Raw genomic sequence first — 18,084 nt, forward strand, 5'->3', positions numbered from 1 at the left:
CCCAGATTCATCTGTGAAGTTAATCTGTGGATTCAGTCTAAAATCTAATGAGAGAGAAATAAGATTTAGATATTTAGGTAAAACCCAGATTTATCTGTGGAGTCAATCTAAAATCTAAAATCTAAAATCTACAATCTACAATCGTTTGACAGGGAAATAAGATTTAGATATTTAGGTAAAACCCAGATTTATCTGTGGATTTAATCTAAAATCTAAAATCTAAAATCTAAAATAGTTGGATGGGTGCACATGACAACTGATAACCTGCGAAATATACCTGTGTTGGGTAAGCTGTGGGAGCAGATTGAGGCGATGCCTCCGCCGGTGATTGAGGATTCTTTACTGCTGCGAATCCTAGTTCAGTTGTTGGTAATTGTGGGGATTGTAGCTACTGACGTTGCTGCTGAAGAAGCCCAGAACCTGTGGGCTGTGCCTGTTAGTATTGTGGGAGCAACTTGGAGTTGGTACCGCCGCCGCGATCGCAATGTAGCTGCTAAGTTCTGCATAGCTATTGGAATGCTGGTGGCGCTGTTCGCTTTTTTTAGCCGCTTGGTGGGAGAATTGAACGATACGCGGTTAGTTTTGGCGCAACTGTTAATCCAACTTCAAGTGCTGCACAGTTTCGATTTGCCTCGCCGCAAGGATTTGGGCTATTCGATGGTAATCGGGCTAATTTTGTTAGGGGTAGCAGCGACTCTCAGCCAAACCTTGACTTTTGCGCCGCTGTTGTTGGTGTTTTTGGCTTTAGCGCTTCCGACTTTGGTTTTGGATTATCGATCGCGCTTGGGATTTGTGAAGCCAGAAGCCATTGGCGAAAAAGCACAAGGTAAAGGAAAAAATGATAGCCTGTCGCTATTTGCGGCTACTTTATCACCAAAGAATTTTGCTTGGCTGCTGCTGATAACTGTCGGGTTGGGGCTGACTATTTTTGCGTTTTTGCCACGCCTCCCTGGCTATCAGTTGCGGACTTTTCCGGTGAGTGCTCCTATTGAATATCAGGGGGACTTTGACTCCCGCAGCATTCTGAATCCGGGGTATGTTAGAGGGGGAAATGAAAAAGGAACTGGCGGAGGAACGGGGAGAAACCCAGACTCTGGGCCAGGAGAGGTGGACTCTACTTTTTATTACGGTTTCAACCAGCGCATCAATCAAAATTTGCGGGGGGAAATGAAACCTCAAGTGGTGATGCGGGTGCGATCGCAGGCTGCGGGTTTTTGGCGGGTGTTAGGCTTTGACAAATACACCGGTCAGGGTTGGGAAATTTCTCGCAACGAACAAGCTCAAAAGCTTACTCGGCCTAGGTGGTCTTATCAATTTTATCTGAATCCTTTTCCCAATGCGCCTCGGACTCAAGAGGTGATTCAAAGTTATACTATTGTTGCTCCATTGCCGAATTTGATTCCGGCTTTAAACAAGGCGAAAGAGCTTTATTTTCCGAGTCCAGAGGTGGCGATTGATGCGGAGGGGGGTTTGCGAGCGCCTGCGGAATTGGGAGAGGGTGTGACTTATACGGTGATTTCTAATGTGCCTTTTCGAGATCGCTCTTTGTTGGGGAAAACTGGTACTAATTACCCGAAAAATATTCGCAACTTCTATTTGGATGTGCCGCCGAAAATTGCCCAGAAGGTGCGAGAAAAAACTGAAGAAATCTTGGCGGCAAGAACTAGAGTATCTCAGTCGGACAGACCGATCGATTCTCCTTACGAAAAAGCTTTGTACTTAGCTCAATATTTGAAGCAAAACCCTAATTACAAAATTGAAAAAGCTTTGCCTTACTTAGAGGAAAGTGAAGATTTAGTCGAGGGTTTTCTGTTTGGCTATAAAAACACCCAGGGCGGCAAAAAAGTTACAGGGGGATATCCCGACCACTTTTCGACGGTATTGACCATTATGCTAAGGTCGATCGGGATTCCGGCCCGAATGGTGGGGGGTTTCGATACGGGAGAATTTAACCCGTTTACTGGTTACTATGTTGTGAAAAATACCGACGCTTTTTTGATGACGGAGGTATATTTTCCCAATAATGGCTGGTTTGCTTTTAATCCGATTCCCGGTTATCCGCTGATTCCGGCTTCGGTGGAGGACAACCAGACTTTTAGTGCGCTGGAATCGTTTTGGAAGTGGATCGCGGGTTGGCTACCGACTCCTGTCAGAAGCGGGCTCGATTCAGTCATAGGTTTTGTAATTGGCTGGATAACTTTGATTGTGGGCTGGTTTATGGGACAGTTTTCTAGGGGCTGGGTAGGGTTATTTACTGGCTTGATTGCTGCGATCGCCTTTGGCTTTATTGGCTGGTTAATTTGGCAAGTGTGGCGCAAGTGGCGCCACCGCCGCTGGCTGGCGAAGTTGCCGCCGGTGGAGGGGGTTTATCAGGAAATGCTGAAGGATTTGGCGAGTAGGGGTTTTGTGAAACCTCGCGCTCAAACGCCTTTGGAGTATGCTGAGGCTATGCGCGGTAATCATGCAACTGATGAAGCTGAGGTGATTGATGAGGTTTCGCAGGCTTACGTGCGCTGGAAGTATGGCGGCGAAGTGGGTAATTTGAACCAGTTGCGGGGGTTGGTGGAAAATTTGAGGCGATCGCACTTGCAGAAACTCAAAAAGCGGTGGTTTTAGGCGATACCGATCGCTTAGATGCGGTGATTAAGCGGGATGAACAGGTTTATAACCGCTTTCGGTCAAGTCATCGGTTTGGTAAGTTGTCGGGGGAGGAGTTTAAGCGGAGGGTGGAAGTTTGGGAAAAGAAGGTTTTGCAGTTACCAGTGGCTTCTAATCTTTCTAGTAAGGCGATGCTGAAGACTTTGGGGGAGGCGACTGGGGGTTATGTGGGGCTATTGGATATGATTCTTAGGGAGACGGCGATTCGGGCTTTGAAGAGGGGATTATCAAGGATTGATTTGGAGACTCTCAAGGAAGTTGCGGCGGAGTACAAGTGATGGAAGCGATCGATATCCAGCCTTGGCTGTTTCGGGTGGAACCGTTGGAGGGTGAGAGTTTGAGCCATTTTTGGGGGCGGTTTCGACGGGCGAATAAGTTAACGCCGACTCGGTTGGGTAAGATGGCGGGGCTGGGAGGTGCGATCGCCCGTTGGGAAAAGTTTCGGTTTAATCCGCCTCCTTCTCTTCAGCAGGAAATGTTACCGCCTCCTGGTGTGGGCATGAAGTTAGAGCCTCCAAGGTTGTGTGGGGCTTGTTATGCCCAGTCGCCTTGTTATAAGATTGAGTGGCAGTTTAAGACGGCAACGGGGTGCGATCGGCACAAGTTACGCTTGCTGTCGGAGTGTCCCAACTGCGGGGCTAGGTTTAAAATTCCGGCTTTGTGGGTGGATGGGTGGTGTCAGCGTTGCTTTATGGCGTTTGAAGAAATGGCTAAATATCAAAAACTTACCCAATAAGCTGTTAAATAGTATTCAATAAGCTGTTAAATAGTATTGATGTACCAATGCAATAGGCTTCAAGTTGGTCAATCTCGTGTTGTCAATTGAAGCCCCGATCGAGAACCAAGACCCGTGAGCAACTTCCAAGCAACAGCCGACTTTATCTGGAAAATCGCTGACCTCCTCAGAGGGAACTATCTGCGGCGGGAGTACCCTGACGTAATTCTGCCGATGGTGGTTTTGCGTCGGCTCGATCAGGCAATGGAGAAAACGCGCCAAGCGGTGCGCGACGAATGGAATAAGTATCAGGGCCAGCTAGATAATTTATACCCCAGGCTGAAATTGGCTGCTGGAGATTCGCCTATTTACAACACATCGGAGTATTACTGGAAGCGTTTGCTCGGCGATCGCCCTAACCTAGCACAAAACCTGATTAACTACTTAAATGGCTTCAGTCCAGATGTGCAGGACATTATTGAAAAGTTCGATTTCCGCCGTCAAGTGTCTCGTTTAAACACAGCAAATCTGCTGCCCAATCTGTTTGATGAATTTAATAAGATCGATCTACACCCGCCGAGAGAGGACGGTACTGGAGTTGACAACCTGGAAATGGGGCGTATTTTTGAACACCTGATTTATCGCTTCAATCAAGACAACAACGAAACAGCAGGAGAACACTTTACGCCCCGTGAAGTAATCCGACTGATGGTAAGGTTGCTGTTTCCTGAAGATGACCCGACGCTTCATCCTGATAACATTCTGACAATTTACGATCCTGCCTGCGGAACTGGTGGGATGTTGACTGAGGCAAAGGAATACATTCACGATATCCAGATAAGAAAGTATCAGAAAATTGGGCAAGTTCATCTTTTTGGACAGGAAATTAACCCGACTGCTTTTGCGGTAGCTAAATCAGATTTTTTGTTGAAAGGTGAAGACCCGCGCCGGATTACTTTTGGAAACAGTTTTAGTGAGGATGGGTATCCTGCAAGCCGTTTCCGCTATATGCTCTCAAACCCCCCTTTTGGTGTGGATTGGAAGAAGGTAGAATACATCATCAAACGAGAGTACGAAACTCAGGGGTTTGATGGTCGTTTTGGAGCAGGATTACCGCGTATTAATGATGGCTCACTGCTGTTTCTTCAGCATATCTTGAGTAAGCGCTCAAAGGAAGAACCCAGTCGCATTGTAATTGTCTTTAATGGATCGCCTTTATTCACGGGTGATGCGGGGAGTGGAGAGAGCAATATTCGTCGCTGGATTATTGAAAATGATTGGTTAGAGGGTATTGTCGCCTTGCCGGATCAGTTGTTTTACAACACGGGCATCAGTACCTATCTTTGGGTACTCAATAACCGCAAGAGTAACAAGCGGAAAGGAAAGATTCAGCTTGTAAATGCGGTAAATTTTTATCAAAAAATGCGGAAAAGCTTGGGTAACAAGCGTAATGAAATTACGGAAGAACAGTATAACGAGATTGCTAACATCTATCATGCCTTTTCAACGGGTGATAATTGCCTGATTTTTGATAATGAGGACTTTGGTTATCGGCGCATTAAAGTAGAACGTCCTCTACGATTGAATTTTAGTGCTGCGCCAGAAAGACTTGCCCGTTTGCCGGAACAGTCTGGTTTTGCAGCATTGGCAGAAAGCAAGAAGAAGAAAGAGGAAGACCAAAAAGCAGATATTGAAGCTGGTAAAGCTTTGCAGGAAAGGATTATTAATGCACTAAAGCAATTACCAGGAAAGGTGAGTACCGATCCGAAACAGTTTTTACCGCTACTGGAGAAAACGCTAAAACCTTTCAAGTTAAAAGAATCTGTTAAAAATGCCATTCTTAAGGCTTTGACAGAACGGGATGAGAATGCTGAACCCGTGCCAGCGAAAAAAGGTGAGGGATATGAACCAGATCCAGAATTAAGGGATTATGAAAATGTACCTCTGCAATGGGCACCGTCTATCTATGACGAAAATGTCCCGCTTAAGGAGAATGTGTACGATTACTTTGCCCGTGAGGTGAAGCCATATATATCGGATGCGTGGATTGATGAGAAATTTAAGGATGAAAAGGATGGAAAAACGGGTTTAATAGGCTATGAAATTAGTTTTAATCGTTATTTTTATAAATATCAGCCGCCAGAACCCCTAGAAGTAATTGAGGAAAAAATACTCAAGCTAGAAGAGGAAATTGCTGCTTTATTGAAGGTGCGGGTATGACAAGGTACAAACCCTATTCAACTTATAAGCCTTCGAGTGTGGAATGGTTAGGCGAGATACCGCTTCATTGGGAAGTTATCCGTCTCAAGCATATTTGTTGGCGTGCAGCTAATTATGGCGCTAATAAATCTTCTGAAAGTTATCTAGAGGAGGGTGTACGTTTTTTACGAACAACCGATATTGATGACTTTGGCAACCTATCATCTGATGGAGCAGTCTTTTTAGAGCATTCTCAAGTTGCAGATTATAAACTAGATGATGGAGATATTTTAATTTCTAGAAGTGGAACTATAGGACGTTCTTTTCTTTACTCAAAAGACAAACATGGGGAGTGTGCTTTTGCTGGGTATTTAGTCCGTTTCTCTTTAAGAGCCAAATATCTGCCAAAATTTATTTTTTATTTTACAAAATCACGGGCTTTTATAGATTATATTGGTATATCAATTATTCAATCTACTATTGGTAATGTAAATGGGCAGAAGTATGCAAATATATCTCTTCCTATTCCCAGTTTTAAAGAGCAAGAATACATAGTTTCTTTCCTCGAACGCGAAACCAGCCGCATCGATACCCTCATCACCCAAAAAGGTGAACTAATCAACTTACTTGAGAAAAAACGCAACGCTGTAATTGCCCATGCTGTGACTAAAGGGCTTAACTCTAATGCTTCTATGACAGAGAGTAAAATAGAGTGGCTAGGGAAAATCCCAGAACATTGGAAAATAACTCGTTTAAAATTTATCAGTCCTCAAATTACTGTAGGCATTGTAGTTACCCCAGCCAAGTATTACGTTGATAATGGGGTTCCTTGCCTGAGATCGCTCAACGTTAAACAAGGTAAATTAATCTATGCAAATATCGTTTTTATTAGCTCAGAGAGTAATGATCTTCATAGAAAGTCTATGATTTTTGAGGGTGACTTAGTAGTTGTTAGAACCGGACAACCAGGAGCTACAGCAGTGGTAGATAAGCGATTTCATGGTGCTAACTGTATCGATTTAATCATAGTCCGGCAATCACCATACTTTAACTCACATTATTTGTCTTATTTAGCAAACTCTAATTTCGCTCAAACTCAATTTGAACTAGGTTCGGGTGGTGCAATCCAACAACACTTCAACGTTGGGACAGCAGCAAATCTTCAAGTTTTAGCTCCTCCTCTTTTCGAACAACAAGAGATTGTGAATTTTCTTAATAATAAAGTAAACCAAATGAATAATTTAATCAATAAAGTTCAAGAGAGCATAAATTTACTTCAACAGCAACGATCCGCTCTAGTTACTGCTGCTGTTACCGGCAAAATTGATGTGCGTGAAGAAGTAGAACGAGGTGCAGCATAAATATGTCTAGACTGGATGATATTATCGAACTTATTCAAACGACTAATGAAGTCTACTTCATCACTGCACCTGGGCGGGTACGCACTGCTTATATTTTAGTCGATGACATTTTAGAGCTTGCGCTTAAAACTTTTTTGCAGGAAAAAACAATTGAACGCCGCGAGCAATGTCGAGAGGAATTAGTCAATGACGGAATTATTGCATCTCAAGCCCATCACAAAGCACTCACCCGATTTTTTGAAGATGAAATCGACTCCACTGAATTATGTTCAAAACTAGGTCGTACAAGTAATCCTGCTAGTGTCGAATCTTGTCTCAATAGTCACCGCGATCTAAATCATTGGAGTGCAAACGATCCTGAAGCAAGAAAAGAATTTCAGGACGTGATTAACGAAGTAAAACAAGAATTTCTACTTTCAGCCGGACAAACCACCTCTACTGTACTCACCTTGCTTGATGAGGCATTTAAAAGACATAGAACTCGTAATAAATTTTACCACGATCATCATCAAGCAGGCTTAACAATTAATGATGAAGAATGTCTTCGTGCTTTGTGTAATATGTTCGATTTAATGGAATATGTATTTCCTAATATTGCAGACGAAATCAAGAAAAATCATACAGTCCGCTGTCAAATAGGGGTACTGCGCCTCAAGCAAACTGCGTCACTTGGACATCGAGAACTCAGCCAGCCTTATGAGGCAGCCCTAAAACTTCTTAAGAAAGGGCATAAATATGATTTTGAAAGGCGTTCAGTAGAACACAGCCTTGTTCATACTGTTAGCGATCGTTTTTTCGACTCGTTACGCGAACAATTCAAAAATACAATTGCAAAACTTCAGGTACGGGTCAACAAAATTGATACTATGGCACGTCCAAAACAAGACCATATTGATGAAAAAAATGACAAAGAAAAATTAATTCAAATTCTGCAAAAACAGTTAGACCAAATTAACGCCCTGCTAGGCACTCCTTAGTATGGATATCTCCGAAAAAGCCTTTGAAGCCTATATTGACGATTATCTATGTAATGTACATAGTTATCGTTTTCGTACCTCTAAATCAAAAGGTAAAGATTCTCATTACGATAAAAATCTATGCCTTGATTGGGAATTGCTACTTGAATTTATCACCGCTACTCAACCTGACACTTGGGAAAAACTAACAGAACAACACGGACAAGCCACTGTTCGACAGAAATTTCTTAACCGACTGAACCGTGAAATTGATCGGCGAGGCACTCTAGACGTTCTCCGACGTGGTATCAAAGACTATGGCTGCTACTTCCAGCTTGCCTATTTTGCTCCTGTCAGTACCCTCAATTCCGAACATCAGGCACTCTACCGCAAAAACATTCTCAGTGTCGTGCGTCAGTGCCATTACAGCGCAATTGAAACCAAAGATGCGATCAATCTGGTGCTGTTTCTCAATGGTTTACCCATCTTCACCATTGAACTGAAGAACAAACAGACCAGACAAACTGTAGAAAATGCCCGCGAACAGTATAAGCGCGATCGCGACCCCAAACACGAACCTTTACTACAATTCAAACGCTGCCTCGCCCACTTTGCCGTAGACGATGACGAAGTATGGATGACTACTCGCCTAGAAGGAAAAAGCACCTACTTTTTGCCCTTCAACCGAGGTTATAACGGCGCAGCAGGCAACCCACCTAACCCCAATGGTTATGCTAGTGCCTACCTATGGGAAGATGTTTTCTCTCACGATAGCGTATTGGATATCATCGGTAATTTCATTCATCTAGCCGTTGAAGATCGAAATGGTACACGGCGCGAACAACTGATATTTCCTCGCTACCACCAGCGCGATACAGTTAAGAAATTAGCGGCTCATGCTCGCGAATATGGAACTGGACAGCATTACTTAATACAGCACAGTGCTGGAAGCGGCAAAAGCAACACGATCGCTTGGTTAGCGCACCGTTTAGCATTTCTGCATAACGCCGAAAATCAGCGCATTTTTGATTCCGTAATTGTGATTACCGATCGGCGGGTACTCGATCGCCAACTACAAACCACTGTCCGTCAATTTGAGCAATCTCCAGGTTCGGTGGTAGTTATTGATAAGCACAGTGATCAATTAGTCGAAGCCCTCACCAGTGGGGCAGCAATTATTGTCTGTACGTTACAAAAGTTTCCTGTAATTGTAAAGAAAATAAATCAACTTACAGGGCAACATTTTGCCATTATTGTTGATGAAGCTCACTCTTCTCAATCTGGTGAAGCCAGCAAGAGTCTAAAAGAAGTGTTGCGCGCTCAAAGTTTAGACGAAGCCGAACAGCTAGAATTAGAAGAATCCCAAACAGGAGAAGACCTAATTAACCAAAGCCTCGAAGCAAGGCAGAAACAGCCTAATTTGAGCTTTTTTGCCTTCACAGCTACGCCTAAACAGAAAACTCTAGAAATTTTCGGACAACCTCAACCTGATGGCAGTTTTCAACCTTTTCATCTCTACACGATGCAGCAGGCGATCGAGGAAGGCTTCATCCTAGACGTTTTGCAAAATTACACCACTTTTGAAACATATTTCAATTTACTCAAAATTGCTGCCGACGATCCTCGCTACGAAAAAGGCAAAGCCATCAGTTTACTGCGTCGCTATGTGGAATTACATCAGTACACAATTGCCCGTAAAACAGCCCTCATGGTGGAACATTTTTTGGAAAATACCCGCCACCAGATACCCGATGAAAGCGGCAATGGGCAGGCAAAAGCCATGATTGTTACTCGTAGTCGCCTCCATGCCGTTTTCTACAAACAGGCATTTGACGATTATCTGAAACAGCAGAGTTATCCTATCAAAGCATTAGTTGCCTTTTCTGGCACAGTGAATTACAACAATCTGGACTATACCGAAGCTCAGATGAATGGCTTTTCCGACAAACAAACCGCAGAACAATTCAAAAAGCCAGAGTACCGCTTTTTGATCGTGGCAGAAAAATTTCAAACTGGCTTCGATCAACCCCTTTTACACACGATGTATGTCGATAAAATCTTGAGTAGTGTTGCGGCTGTCCAAACCCTCAGTAGGCTCAATCGCACCCATCCTCACAAAACAGAAACAATGGTGCTAGATTTCGCCAATCATGTTGATGATATCCAAAGTGCCTTTAAACCCTATTTTGAGGCAACCATCCTCAGCGAAGGTACTAACCCTAACAAGCTCTACGATTTACAGGCAGCGCTAGAAACATTTAACCTTTACACTACTGAGCAAGTGGCGGAGATTGCTGAACTTTATCTACGCCAAGGTGAAAAAGCGACTAAACTTCAACCTCTCCTCCGAGTAATTGTCGGTCGATACGCCTACATACCAGACCTGGAAAAGCGTAGGGAATTTAAACATAGATTGCGATCGTTCATCCAGCTATACGCATTTCTATCCCAGGTTATCACCTTCAAAGATGCCGACTTAGAAAGGTTGTATTTGTTTGCACGTCTTCTATTACGAGCATTACCTTCTGAAAGCCAGAAATCATCTCTAAACGTTGCTGAGTATGCCGATTTGGAGAGCTACCGCATTCAAAAATCTTTTAGCGGTAAAATTTCACCCAAATCTGGAGCTAGTCAGCTAGATCCCTTTGCCGAGCTAGAACCTGCTGGATTAACCGAGCCAGAGAAAGCGGCTCTATCCGAAATTATTGCCGACATTAATCGACGTTTTGGCACAGATTTTACTGAAGGCGATCTGATCTTTTTTGCCGAATTAAAGACTAGGCTTGCTGCGAATGAAAGCTTACAAGCTAGTGCAAAAGTTAACACCCGTGAGAATGTTCAGCTTTTCCACGACGCATTATTTGATGCAGTGCTTCAAACCATGATTGATAGCAATTTTGAAATGTTCAAGCGTATTAATGATAATGAAGAGTTTGGAAGATTAGTGCGTGAAAAGATATTTGGGCAAGTGTATCAAGAAATTATAAAGAAAATGAGATTAAGATAATTAAGTTTAGTTTCATTCTATGTGTTAATGCTTGCTAATAATTTAACTCACCCTCAATTCCCTAATTTATTAGCTATGGTACGGTGAATCCGATCCAACCATATCGGAATCACAGGCTCAGTAGATTTTAAGGAATCAATGGTCTTTTCCCTCTCAAACTCTACCACTTGGAGCGATCGCGATGAATGAATCCCAGCAAAACATAAACCGCCCCAGCGAAACCGAGTTCGTAAACCCCGGTTCGTTCTCCCTCAGCCGTTGTAGCGTCATGGCCGCCTGTACAATGACAAATAATTTGTTACTGTACAGTTTTTGCTTTGGGAATACAATTTGCTATGCGGATAAAAGGACTTGAATTAACACTTAGGCTTCAAATTACGATTTTCCGCCGTCCTAGCGCTTTTCTCTACTCACCCTGAAAGTCCTGTCTTACACTTGAGCGAAGACTGAGCTACTTGATGTATGGTCTATATAGCAAGCAAACTCAACACTTTAGAGCTGGGAGCGAAAGATGAGCGAAAAGTTTAATTCAGTCACAACGAACACTACCGCCGACTACCTTATCGGCTACGAGCGGATTTTGGACTATTTCAAACAAGCCCAGAAGGAATGCCCTAAAGGAGTAGGCCTCAAAAGAGATAGCAAAGCTAGTGGGGGTTACATAACGCTTCAGTTCAAGTTAGGTAACAAGCGGGTCAACAAAACCTGCGGGTGCTATCTGACGATGCAGGGTATTACTGACGCTACGAGAAAAGCTCATTTAGTCGCTAATGCTCTAAGCTCGTTCTCTAGTGAGTCTCAGTTTTTAGCGTGGTACGATGATACGATTTTAGAAAAAAACATCATCAAAAATGATTTGATGACGTTTGGTGATGCGATAGCAAAAGTAGAGAAAGATTACTGGAATGGACGTACTAAACGCCGTCAACAGCGCGACAAAAGTAGTATTAGTCAGCAGAATACTTGGGATGCCGTTTACGGTCACGATTATAAGCTATTGCCACGGAATACGGTTGTCAACTTAAGGGATATTCTGTCGGTAGTCAATAGTAAGAAACAAGGCAGTAAATGTTTTAAAAACTGCTTGTGTGCCATGAAAAAGTTAGCTGAAGTTATCGGCAATACTGATATACTCGCTCATCTGAAGGAGATTGACGGAAGACAAACGGAGTTCAGAAAAGACCTGCAATCAGTATCTATTGACGAATTTCTTAAATTCTGTGAAGATGTTTTAGATGTCCCTCTTGGTAATAAACGATACGATTTAGAGCAGCGACGCTGTTGGTTATGGGTGTTCTCAATGCAAGTTGTGTATGGTTTTCGAGTACACGAAGTCTTTGCTGTTCAAAACATTGACAAATCATTTAAGACTGAGGATGGAATTACTATTCAGGCACTGACCGAGCCAGACAACGTGAGAATGATTGCTGTAGTAGGCGACAAAACATCACTAGATACAACAACCAAGACTGGCTACCGACTGTGCGTACCGATGTTAGCGCCGACTCATCCTGACTTAATAGAGCGTTTAGGAATTAAGTCTGGTAAACCACCTGAAATCTGTTTATTGTCAGATAGTCCCAAAACAATTGCTGGCATATACAGTCGCCGTGCTTGGACTACTTTGAAAAGATGGAATAAAGGTTTTACTCAGTCTCACGCTTTACGTCACTTGGCTAATCTTAATGGTCAGATGGCTGGGATGTCTCAGGAGACGAGAGCCAAAAATTTGGGACATTCAACACAGATGAACGAAGGCACTTACAAGAAGCGAGCTAATACCAAAACGACAATTGATTTGTTGACTCGATTTACAAAGGAAGCTATTCCTTTGAGTAGCGCTATTCAGGTACTCAAGCAAATAGGAAGCGACACACAATGTATTAGATTATTGGCTGCTATTTACGGCATTACGCCCCACGAAGTGATGGAGTTACTTGCCGAATAATTTGAAACAAAACTTTACAGTCTCTGTGTTGACAAGGAACTGTAAGTCTGCAATCGTGAGTAACTAAGGAAGATTGATGCGCGACTGACTAGCGTACCACCGCTAACCAAGTCACGACTTCCCCAAACGTTCAGGTACAACGGTTGGAGCCGATAAATTATGACATTTTTAGACGGTTGTCTTTGCGGACGATCGCAACTCTTAATGATTGAGTTGACGGGGTTTTGCCATGACTAAACCTACCGTCAGCTACCGTCGCATTGACCAACTTAAGGCGATCGCCTATGACCGTGGCTTCACCAATGAAGACGCCAGACAGTTTGGGAAATTATCCAAAACTGCTACGTGGGAAGCGCTGCTAGAACTGTACCTCGTTGATGATGAATCGCTTGACACAGTGAATGTAGACACTGTAGACACATTGTTAGACAGTGTAGACAGTTTAAATGTAGACAGTGTAGACGCGACATCTGAACTGCTTGACACAGAGGGTGTAGACACTGTAGACAGCCTTGATTGGACTAACGACGGTTCGTTCCCTGTGTGCGGTTTCACCCGCCAGACTTCCACCAGCTTTTTAGACTGGGTTGACCTCTCTCAACTCATCGCACTCGTACTCGCATCGGCGGGAGTGTTTGTGTTGGCGATGTCCATGTGGCGACAAATCAATCCCCTAAATCTTTTTCCCCCAGTCCGCGTAAACATCCAAATTGGGACAAAAATATGAGCTTACAACTACGCCTATTCGGTGGTAATTCCGATGCCGAAAAACTCACTGCCAGCAATGACGGTGGACACGCAGTCGACAAATCTAAGGTTTTAGCAAGCACTGACGCAAGTGTCATCACACCGCTAAATCCCGGTAACTTTTCCAGCATTCGTAGTGTTCCCGTTGTGCCAGCACCGCGCTACTTCACTAAGGAAGAAGCGGACGCTATGAAAGACTTGGCAAAGGAAAAAACAGACGGTGCAAAACAATCTAAACGTGCCTATGAAGCACTGGCAAAAGTTGAAGAAGCCGATGCTAAAGTTCACCGTCATCACCGCAAATATGAAGGTGCTGTGGCTGATAACGAACTGAGTAAAAAGCGCTCAGATACTCGACTGGCTAAGCACTTGCACAGTTTGCGTCCCGGTTATGCACGACTGGGTTTAGGGATTGATAAAGCTGACAGCGATGCCCGCACTCGGATTGATGAAATTAAAGCCAAGTTGACGAGAGGGACTAACTAAATGAAAGCGATGTATCTGGCAAATTACTTTGTTGCTGGATGCGTCGCTTTCTCCCTTTTGGGGTGGATAGCGAGCCTGCATCCGATGGCAATGAAAGCGGTTTTATTCTTATTAGCAGCGATTGCAATTGCTTGGGGGTTGAGCTGGTTGCTTGACTACTCCCTGAGCCAGTTGCTCAAGATTTCAGTGGCTGACTTACAGGCAGTTTTAATCGGCGGTTTGGCGATGCTGCTGATTGGTTTGGGGGTGTTTCTATGCAGCTAAAACTGTTTGTGTTGAGTGCGTCCTCTGTCGTGCTGTGGTTGGTTCCACTAGCAGCACTAGACAAAAAACTAGACATCCACAAAGCGGCGCAAGGGGTGAGCCTGTGTGCTGCGATTGCTTGTGCGGTGTCGGCGGGTAACATCGCTCGCAAACTGTCAGAACAGGGTGAGATTGAGGCAATTAAAGAGCGGGCAATCACCGCCGATGTGGTAGATGAAATCTCGACAAGCGTATACATTTCTCAGAAACAAAGACAGCAGGAAGCAGAACAAATTCTGGCAACAAACGAACGAACCGACGAACAAGAGGCAGAACTCGATTCGATAAGAGAATCATTAGAACTGCTACTGAATCAGACTTCTGGCGATTCTGGCGAACTGGCAGTAGTGAATTTATCCACCAAGCAGCGCGAACAAATCGAACTGATTCTCCAATGTCACGCCAAAGGCATCACCGGCAAAAATAAAATTCTCAAAGAAGTTTGGGGAGTCAGTGCAGGTAGTAGTCAAGCCTACCGGGACGCGAAGGCTGAATATGAATTCTTGATGCCGTTTGTGAAGGGGGAAGGTGATGACTAGACAGCCGAATATACCAACTACAGCAGCCTTAAGATTGACTGGCACTAAGTCAGAAATAGAGTTAGTATTGGCGGTTTTGCGAGGCAAGGATTTCTTCTGGAAAACTAACGGCAAGTTCTACCCGCAACGGGGGGAAGAGAATCAGTACGCTTACTACCTCAACGACTTGCAATTGCCTCAACTGGGTGCAGCAGTCCCGCCGCCAACACCAGGGGAGCCACAACCTCGACATTGGGATGCGGTTTTGGGTGGTCAGGGCGATCGGTAGCGGTCAGACAAAGGGGAGTGAAAATCAGTGGGGTTGCGTCACGTCGATGTTATACATCGACGAAATATTTCCGAGCTGAAACCCGCTCTACGAGCCAGTCGTCTAATGCTTTTACCTTTAAACCCGACGAGCGAGTTTTTTTACGTTTCTGGTTCGTGTTTGTTTCGTGTTCAGATGCGAAAACCAGTTTTTGAGTAGTATTTAAAGATGGACATGAACATCAAAGCGTATGCAGACAGGATGAGTGTAATAGCGTGCCAACCCGCAGAGGGCGACACGCCTATTTCCCTTTGGCGTCGCATCCGAATGATGAAAAGCAGAAATTGGAGTTGTTGGCGGGCAATACTTTATGCGTTAAAAGAGGCAATGGTAGCCGTACTGCGAGTCTCGCTTAAAACATCTTGGCTAGCAGCTTTCTTTGTCGCATTGTCCCTGACTCATGCTTTCGTCCACGCACTAACGTACATTTACGAACCTGTTGCGGTAGAAGACCCTCTACGGCGTGAAATTAGTCGGGGCCCGCCCAAACCCTTTATTCCTATTCCCAAGATTGAAGCTGGTGGCTGCGCTCGCAGCGACTCACTCGTCCGCTCGCTGATTTTTTAGCGGGGCGGTTCCACCTGCATTCTGTTTTTTTTTAAACCTGTAAACGCCAAAAAACCGCTGCTCTCTAATTGGAACCTAGCTTGCAACGGCTTTTTGGATTCACACTCACCAGGCGGTGAGCCGTAAACTCGTGAATACATCATACCCCACTGGGGAAAATTCTGCATTTCCAAAATTTAATCCTTTCATCCGCAAGCACCTGACTGAATGGGTTGAAGGCTCAGCCGTATCAGAAGTGATCGCCTCTCTCAACATCGAATCTCTGACCGTCAAAGAACTCAACGAACGCATCCTTCCAAAGGAACCCATCAAAACAGGGGGCTGGTGGTGTCGTGGCGTTAACTGGCGGACAGGCGTATTCATGGGTACGCGGTACGGACAAGGCAAGCCAGACAAGCCACACCAACCAGAAGGTTCTAAACCGCGCAAATACCTCACAGGTAGCGGCATGGAACCCGACGCAATCTTCCTAGCCATGCCCGATAAAGATTATTGGGCAAAGGTTCACACTGACAAATCCATCCCCCGTCATTGGACAGAGGGAACCAAAAAAGCGGGCGCGGGTTTAAGTATTGACCTAGCTGTCATCGCTCTAACGGGTGTTTGGAATTGGGGTAAAGATGGGGAACTGGCGCGCCGTGTGAAGGAGTGGGCACAACCCGACACCCTCCACTACATAGATTTTGACTCCGACTATGCGGCTAACCCATCTTGCCGTGCAGCCATTTTGAAGTTTGGCCGATTACTGGAACAGGAGGGCTGCGAGGTACACGTAACTGTTTGGGATACCAAGTTTAAGGGGATGGATGACTTTATCAAGGCTAACGGCGGTGACGCCTTCAAAGAGGCTGTAGCGAACGCGCCAACTCTAGCCAAGTGGGAGAAACAGCTTAAGAAAGGCGATCGCAAAAATGACACAAACCCTAGTAATTCTCTAACTCCTCACCCGCGCACGTATGAGAATGTAGTATCTTTGTCATCTTCTAGTAGTGAGAGCGACTACATCCCAGATACTGCACCCGTTCCAGGGCAAAACTTCATACAAAAGGCAGAGGCTGCGTTATTCACGGAGGGGCATTGGAGGTCGATAGGCGGTATTCTTTACCGCTTCACAGGGGAGCTTTATGAGGAGCGCCCTGAAGAAGCAGAAAAAAGTCGCATTGGCGATTGGCTAAATACTTACTCAGAGAAGGTAAAGGGTGTTTACGTCTGCAATCGAGCTAACTCAGCTAGCATCGATCAGGTTTACGACTGGGTAGTCAAGCGGCGCGCTGTAAGTATCAAAAACATCAACCCGCCTGGTTTGAATTGCTCTAACGGGGTAGTAATAGTCAATCGTGACGGCTCCCATACTCTTATACCGCATAGTCCTGACAAGATTTACACCTATGTGGGGTGCAAATATGACCCTGATATTGACACCACAGATTGCGATCGCCTTTTAGAGTGTCTTGAGCCAGAGCAGCGGGAAATTTTTATGAGGACGGTTGCTGCTGCATTATGCCTCCCCCTTGCTCGGCTCAGGATGTCCCGTGTCAAAGGACTGCTGTGTCACGGGGATGGGAGTAACGGTAAGGATACCTTGAGGACTGTGTTGGTGAAAGTTCTGGGGCGGGGTGTCACGAGTAAAACTCTAAAGGATTTCCAGGTCTATGATGCTGGCCGGAAATTTCCACTGGCCGGTCTTGAGAATTCTCTGTGCAACTGGTCTAGTGAGAATTCTGACACAACAAAATTAGACAAGCTGCAAAGCCTCAAGCAGTTCATCAGCGGGGATGTGTTGACAATTGAGCATAAGGGTCGCGGGGAATATCCCTATGAACCGCAAGCCATCTTTTTGGCGAATTGCAACATCCTGCCGTCTATCAGTACCGACTCTAAAGCCATCACTAGCCGCTACTGCATCTTAAGTTTCAAGAAGATATACGACATGAACCCGGACTTGAGCAAGGGTGAGTTACAAGCTGACCCCAGATTTAAGCTAGACCCAGATTTTATTGCTGACCAAATTGCCCCAGCTTTTCTTAAAAGAATGTTGGAGCGGATACCTCTGATACTGGAAGAGGGTATTAACTATGGCTCAGGCGACGCAGCTTTGCGGGAAGCTCAGGAAAAATCACAGCACCTTTGGCAGTTTGTCAGGGATGTTGGGTATGAAGCTGGCAAGGGTGAGCGGGTTTACGCAAAAGACCTGTGGCAAGAGCTGAAAGATTGGTAAGTAGTTAAGCAAAATTAATTACATAATTATCTCCAAATTCTTTAAGAATTTTTTCTACAGATGAAACAAGAGA

Annotated in this window: 15 protein-coding genes; all 15 read left to right on the top strand. The window is 44.7% G+C overall.

What is annotated here, in order from left to right:
• Positions 1–249: 249 nt before the first annotated feature.
• The 15 genes from QUB10_RS22400 to QUB10_RS22470 all read left to right on the top strand — a co-directional run bounded on the left by QUB10_RS22400 (position 250) and on the right by QUB10_RS22470 (position 18,011).
• The gene (locus QUB10_RS22400; RefSeq protein WP_333205479.1) at positions 250–2,616 is read left to right on the top strand and encodes a transglutaminaseTgpA domain-containing protein; all 2,367 of its coding nucleotides are present in this window, start codon (positions 250–252) and stop codon (positions 2,614–2,616) included.
• Positions 2,607–2,936: a hypothetical protein gene (locus tag QUB10_RS22405; RefSeq protein ID WP_333205480.1), complete on the top strand. Its 330-nt coding sequence runs from the start codon at positions 2,607–2,609 to the stop codon at positions 2,934–2,936. Before QUB10_RS22400 ends, QUB10_RS22405 begins: the two co-directional genes overlap by 10 nt.
• A complete protein-coding gene (locus tag QUB10_RS22410) occupies positions 2,936–3,394 on the top strand; it encodes a hypothetical protein (protein WP_333205481.1) in 459 nt (152 codons plus the stop codon). Before QUB10_RS22405 ends, QUB10_RS22410 begins: the two co-directional genes overlap by 1 nt.
• 114 nt (positions 3,395–3,508) lie before the next feature.
• On the top strand, positions 3,509–5,593 hold the full coding sequence (locus tag QUB10_RS22415) for a class I SAM-dependent DNA methyltransferase (RefSeq protein WP_333205482.1): 2,085 nt from the start codon (positions 3,509–3,511) through the stop codon (positions 5,591–5,593).
• On the top strand, positions 5,590–6,933 hold the full coding sequence (locus tag QUB10_RS22420) for a restriction endonuclease subunit S (RefSeq protein WP_333205483.1): 1,344 nt from the start codon (positions 5,590–5,592) through the stop codon (positions 6,931–6,933). Before QUB10_RS22415 ends, QUB10_RS22420 begins: the two co-directional genes overlap by 4 nt.
• Before the next feature lie 2 nt (positions 6,934–6,935).
• Positions 6,936–7,910: a hypothetical protein gene (locus QUB10_RS22425; RefSeq protein WP_333205484.1), complete on the top strand. Its 975-nt coding sequence runs from the start codon at positions 6,936–6,938 to the stop codon at positions 7,908–7,910.
• A gap of 1 nt (position 7,911) precedes the next feature.
• A complete protein-coding gene (locus QUB10_RS22430; protein WP_333205485.1) occupies positions 7,912–10,896 on the top strand; it encodes a DEAD/DEAH box helicase family protein in 2,985 nt (994 codons plus the stop codon).
• Between the two features lie 511 nt (positions 10,897–11,407).
• Complete coding sequence (locus QUB10_RS22435; RefSeq protein WP_333205486.1) at positions 11,408–12,844, top strand: hypothetical protein; 1,437 nt, start codon at positions 11,408–11,410, stop codon at positions 12,842–12,844.
• A 229-nt stretch (positions 12,845–13,073) separates the two neighbouring features.
• Positions 13,074–13,571: a hypothetical protein gene (locus QUB10_RS22440; protein WP_333205487.1), complete on the top strand. Its 498-nt coding sequence runs from the start codon at positions 13,074–13,076 to the stop codon at positions 13,569–13,571.
• Positions 13,568–14,077, top strand: a complete 510-nt coding sequence (locus tag QUB10_RS22445) for a hypothetical protein (RefSeq protein WP_333205488.1) — start codon at positions 13,568–13,570, stop codon at positions 14,075–14,077. The genes QUB10_RS22440 and QUB10_RS22445 overlap by 4 nt, the downstream gene beginning before the upstream one ends.
• Positions 14,078–14,341: a hypothetical protein gene (locus tag QUB10_RS22450; RefSeq protein ID WP_333205489.1), complete on the top strand. Its 264-nt coding sequence runs from the start codon at positions 14,078–14,080 to the stop codon at positions 14,339–14,341.
• Positions 14,332–14,919, top strand: a complete 588-nt coding sequence (locus QUB10_RS22455; RefSeq protein WP_333205490.1) for a hypothetical protein — start codon at positions 14,332–14,334, stop codon at positions 14,917–14,919. The genes QUB10_RS22450 and QUB10_RS22455 overlap by 10 nt, the downstream gene beginning before the upstream one ends.
• On the top strand, positions 14,912–15,187 hold the full coding sequence (locus QUB10_RS22460; RefSeq protein ID WP_333205491.1) for a hypothetical protein: 276 nt from the start codon (positions 14,912–14,914) through the stop codon (positions 15,185–15,187). The genes QUB10_RS22455 and QUB10_RS22460 overlap by 8 nt, the downstream gene beginning before the upstream one ends.
• Positions 15,188–15,394: 207 nt before the next feature.
• A complete protein-coding gene (locus QUB10_RS22465; RefSeq protein WP_333205492.1) occupies positions 15,395–15,793 on the top strand; it encodes a hypothetical protein in 399 nt (132 codons plus the stop codon).
• 130 nt (positions 15,794–15,923) lie between these two features.
• Positions 15,924–18,011 (top strand): DUF3854 domain-containing protein, encoded by a 2,088-nt coding sequence (locus QUB10_RS22470; RefSeq protein WP_333205493.1) that lies wholly within the window; start codon positions 15,924–15,926, stop codon positions 18,009–18,011.
• The last annotated feature ends 73 nt before the right edge of the window (positions 18,012–18,084 follow it).

The organism is Microcoleus sp. B5-D4 (assembly GCF_036705145.1).
Lineage (GTDB): Bacteria > Cyanobacteriota > Cyanobacteriia > Cyanobacteriales > Microcoleaceae > Microcoleus.

Coding starts and splice junctions, on each gene's coding strand:
- QUB10_RS22400 (WP_333205479.1), top strand. CDS start 250: ATGACAACTGATAACCTGCGAAATATACCTGTGTTGGGTAAGCTGTGG.
- QUB10_RS22410 (WP_333205481.1), top strand. CDS start 2,936: ATGGAAGCGATCGATATCCAGCCTTGGCTGTTTCGGGTGGAACCGTTG.
- QUB10_RS22420 (WP_333205483.1), top strand. CDS start 5,590: ATGACAAGGTACAAACCCTATTCAACTTATAAGCCTTCGAGTGTGGAA.
- QUB10_RS22425 (WP_333205484.1), top strand. CDS start 6,936: ATGTCTAGACTGGATGATATTATCGAACTTATTCAAACGACTAATGAA.
- QUB10_RS22430 (WP_333205485.1), top strand. CDS start 7,912: ATGGATATCTCCGAAAAAGCCTTTGAAGCCTATATTGACGATTATCTA.
- QUB10_RS22435 (WP_333205486.1), top strand. CDS start 11,408: ATGAGCGAAAAGTTTAATTCAGTCACAACGAACACTACCGCCGACTAC.
- QUB10_RS22440 (WP_333205487.1), top strand. CDS start 13,074: ATGACTAAACCTACCGTCAGCTACCGTCGCATTGACCAACTTAAGGCG.
- QUB10_RS22445 (WP_333205488.1), top strand. CDS start 13,568: ATGAGCTTACAACTACGCCTATTCGGTGGTAATTCCGATGCCGAAAAA.
- QUB10_RS22450 (WP_333205489.1), top strand. CDS start 14,078: ATGAAAGCGATGTATCTGGCAAATTACTTTGTTGCTGGATGCGTCGCT.
- QUB10_RS22455 (WP_333205490.1), top strand. CDS start 14,332: ATGCAGCTAAAACTGTTTGTGTTGAGTGCGTCCTCTGTCGTGCTGTGG.
- QUB10_RS22460 (WP_333205491.1), top strand. CDS start 14,912: ATGACTAGACAGCCGAATATACCAACTACAGCAGCCTTAAGATTGACT.
- QUB10_RS22465 (WP_333205492.1), top strand. CDS start 15,395: ATGGACATGAACATCAAAGCGTATGCAGACAGGATGAGTGTAATAGCG.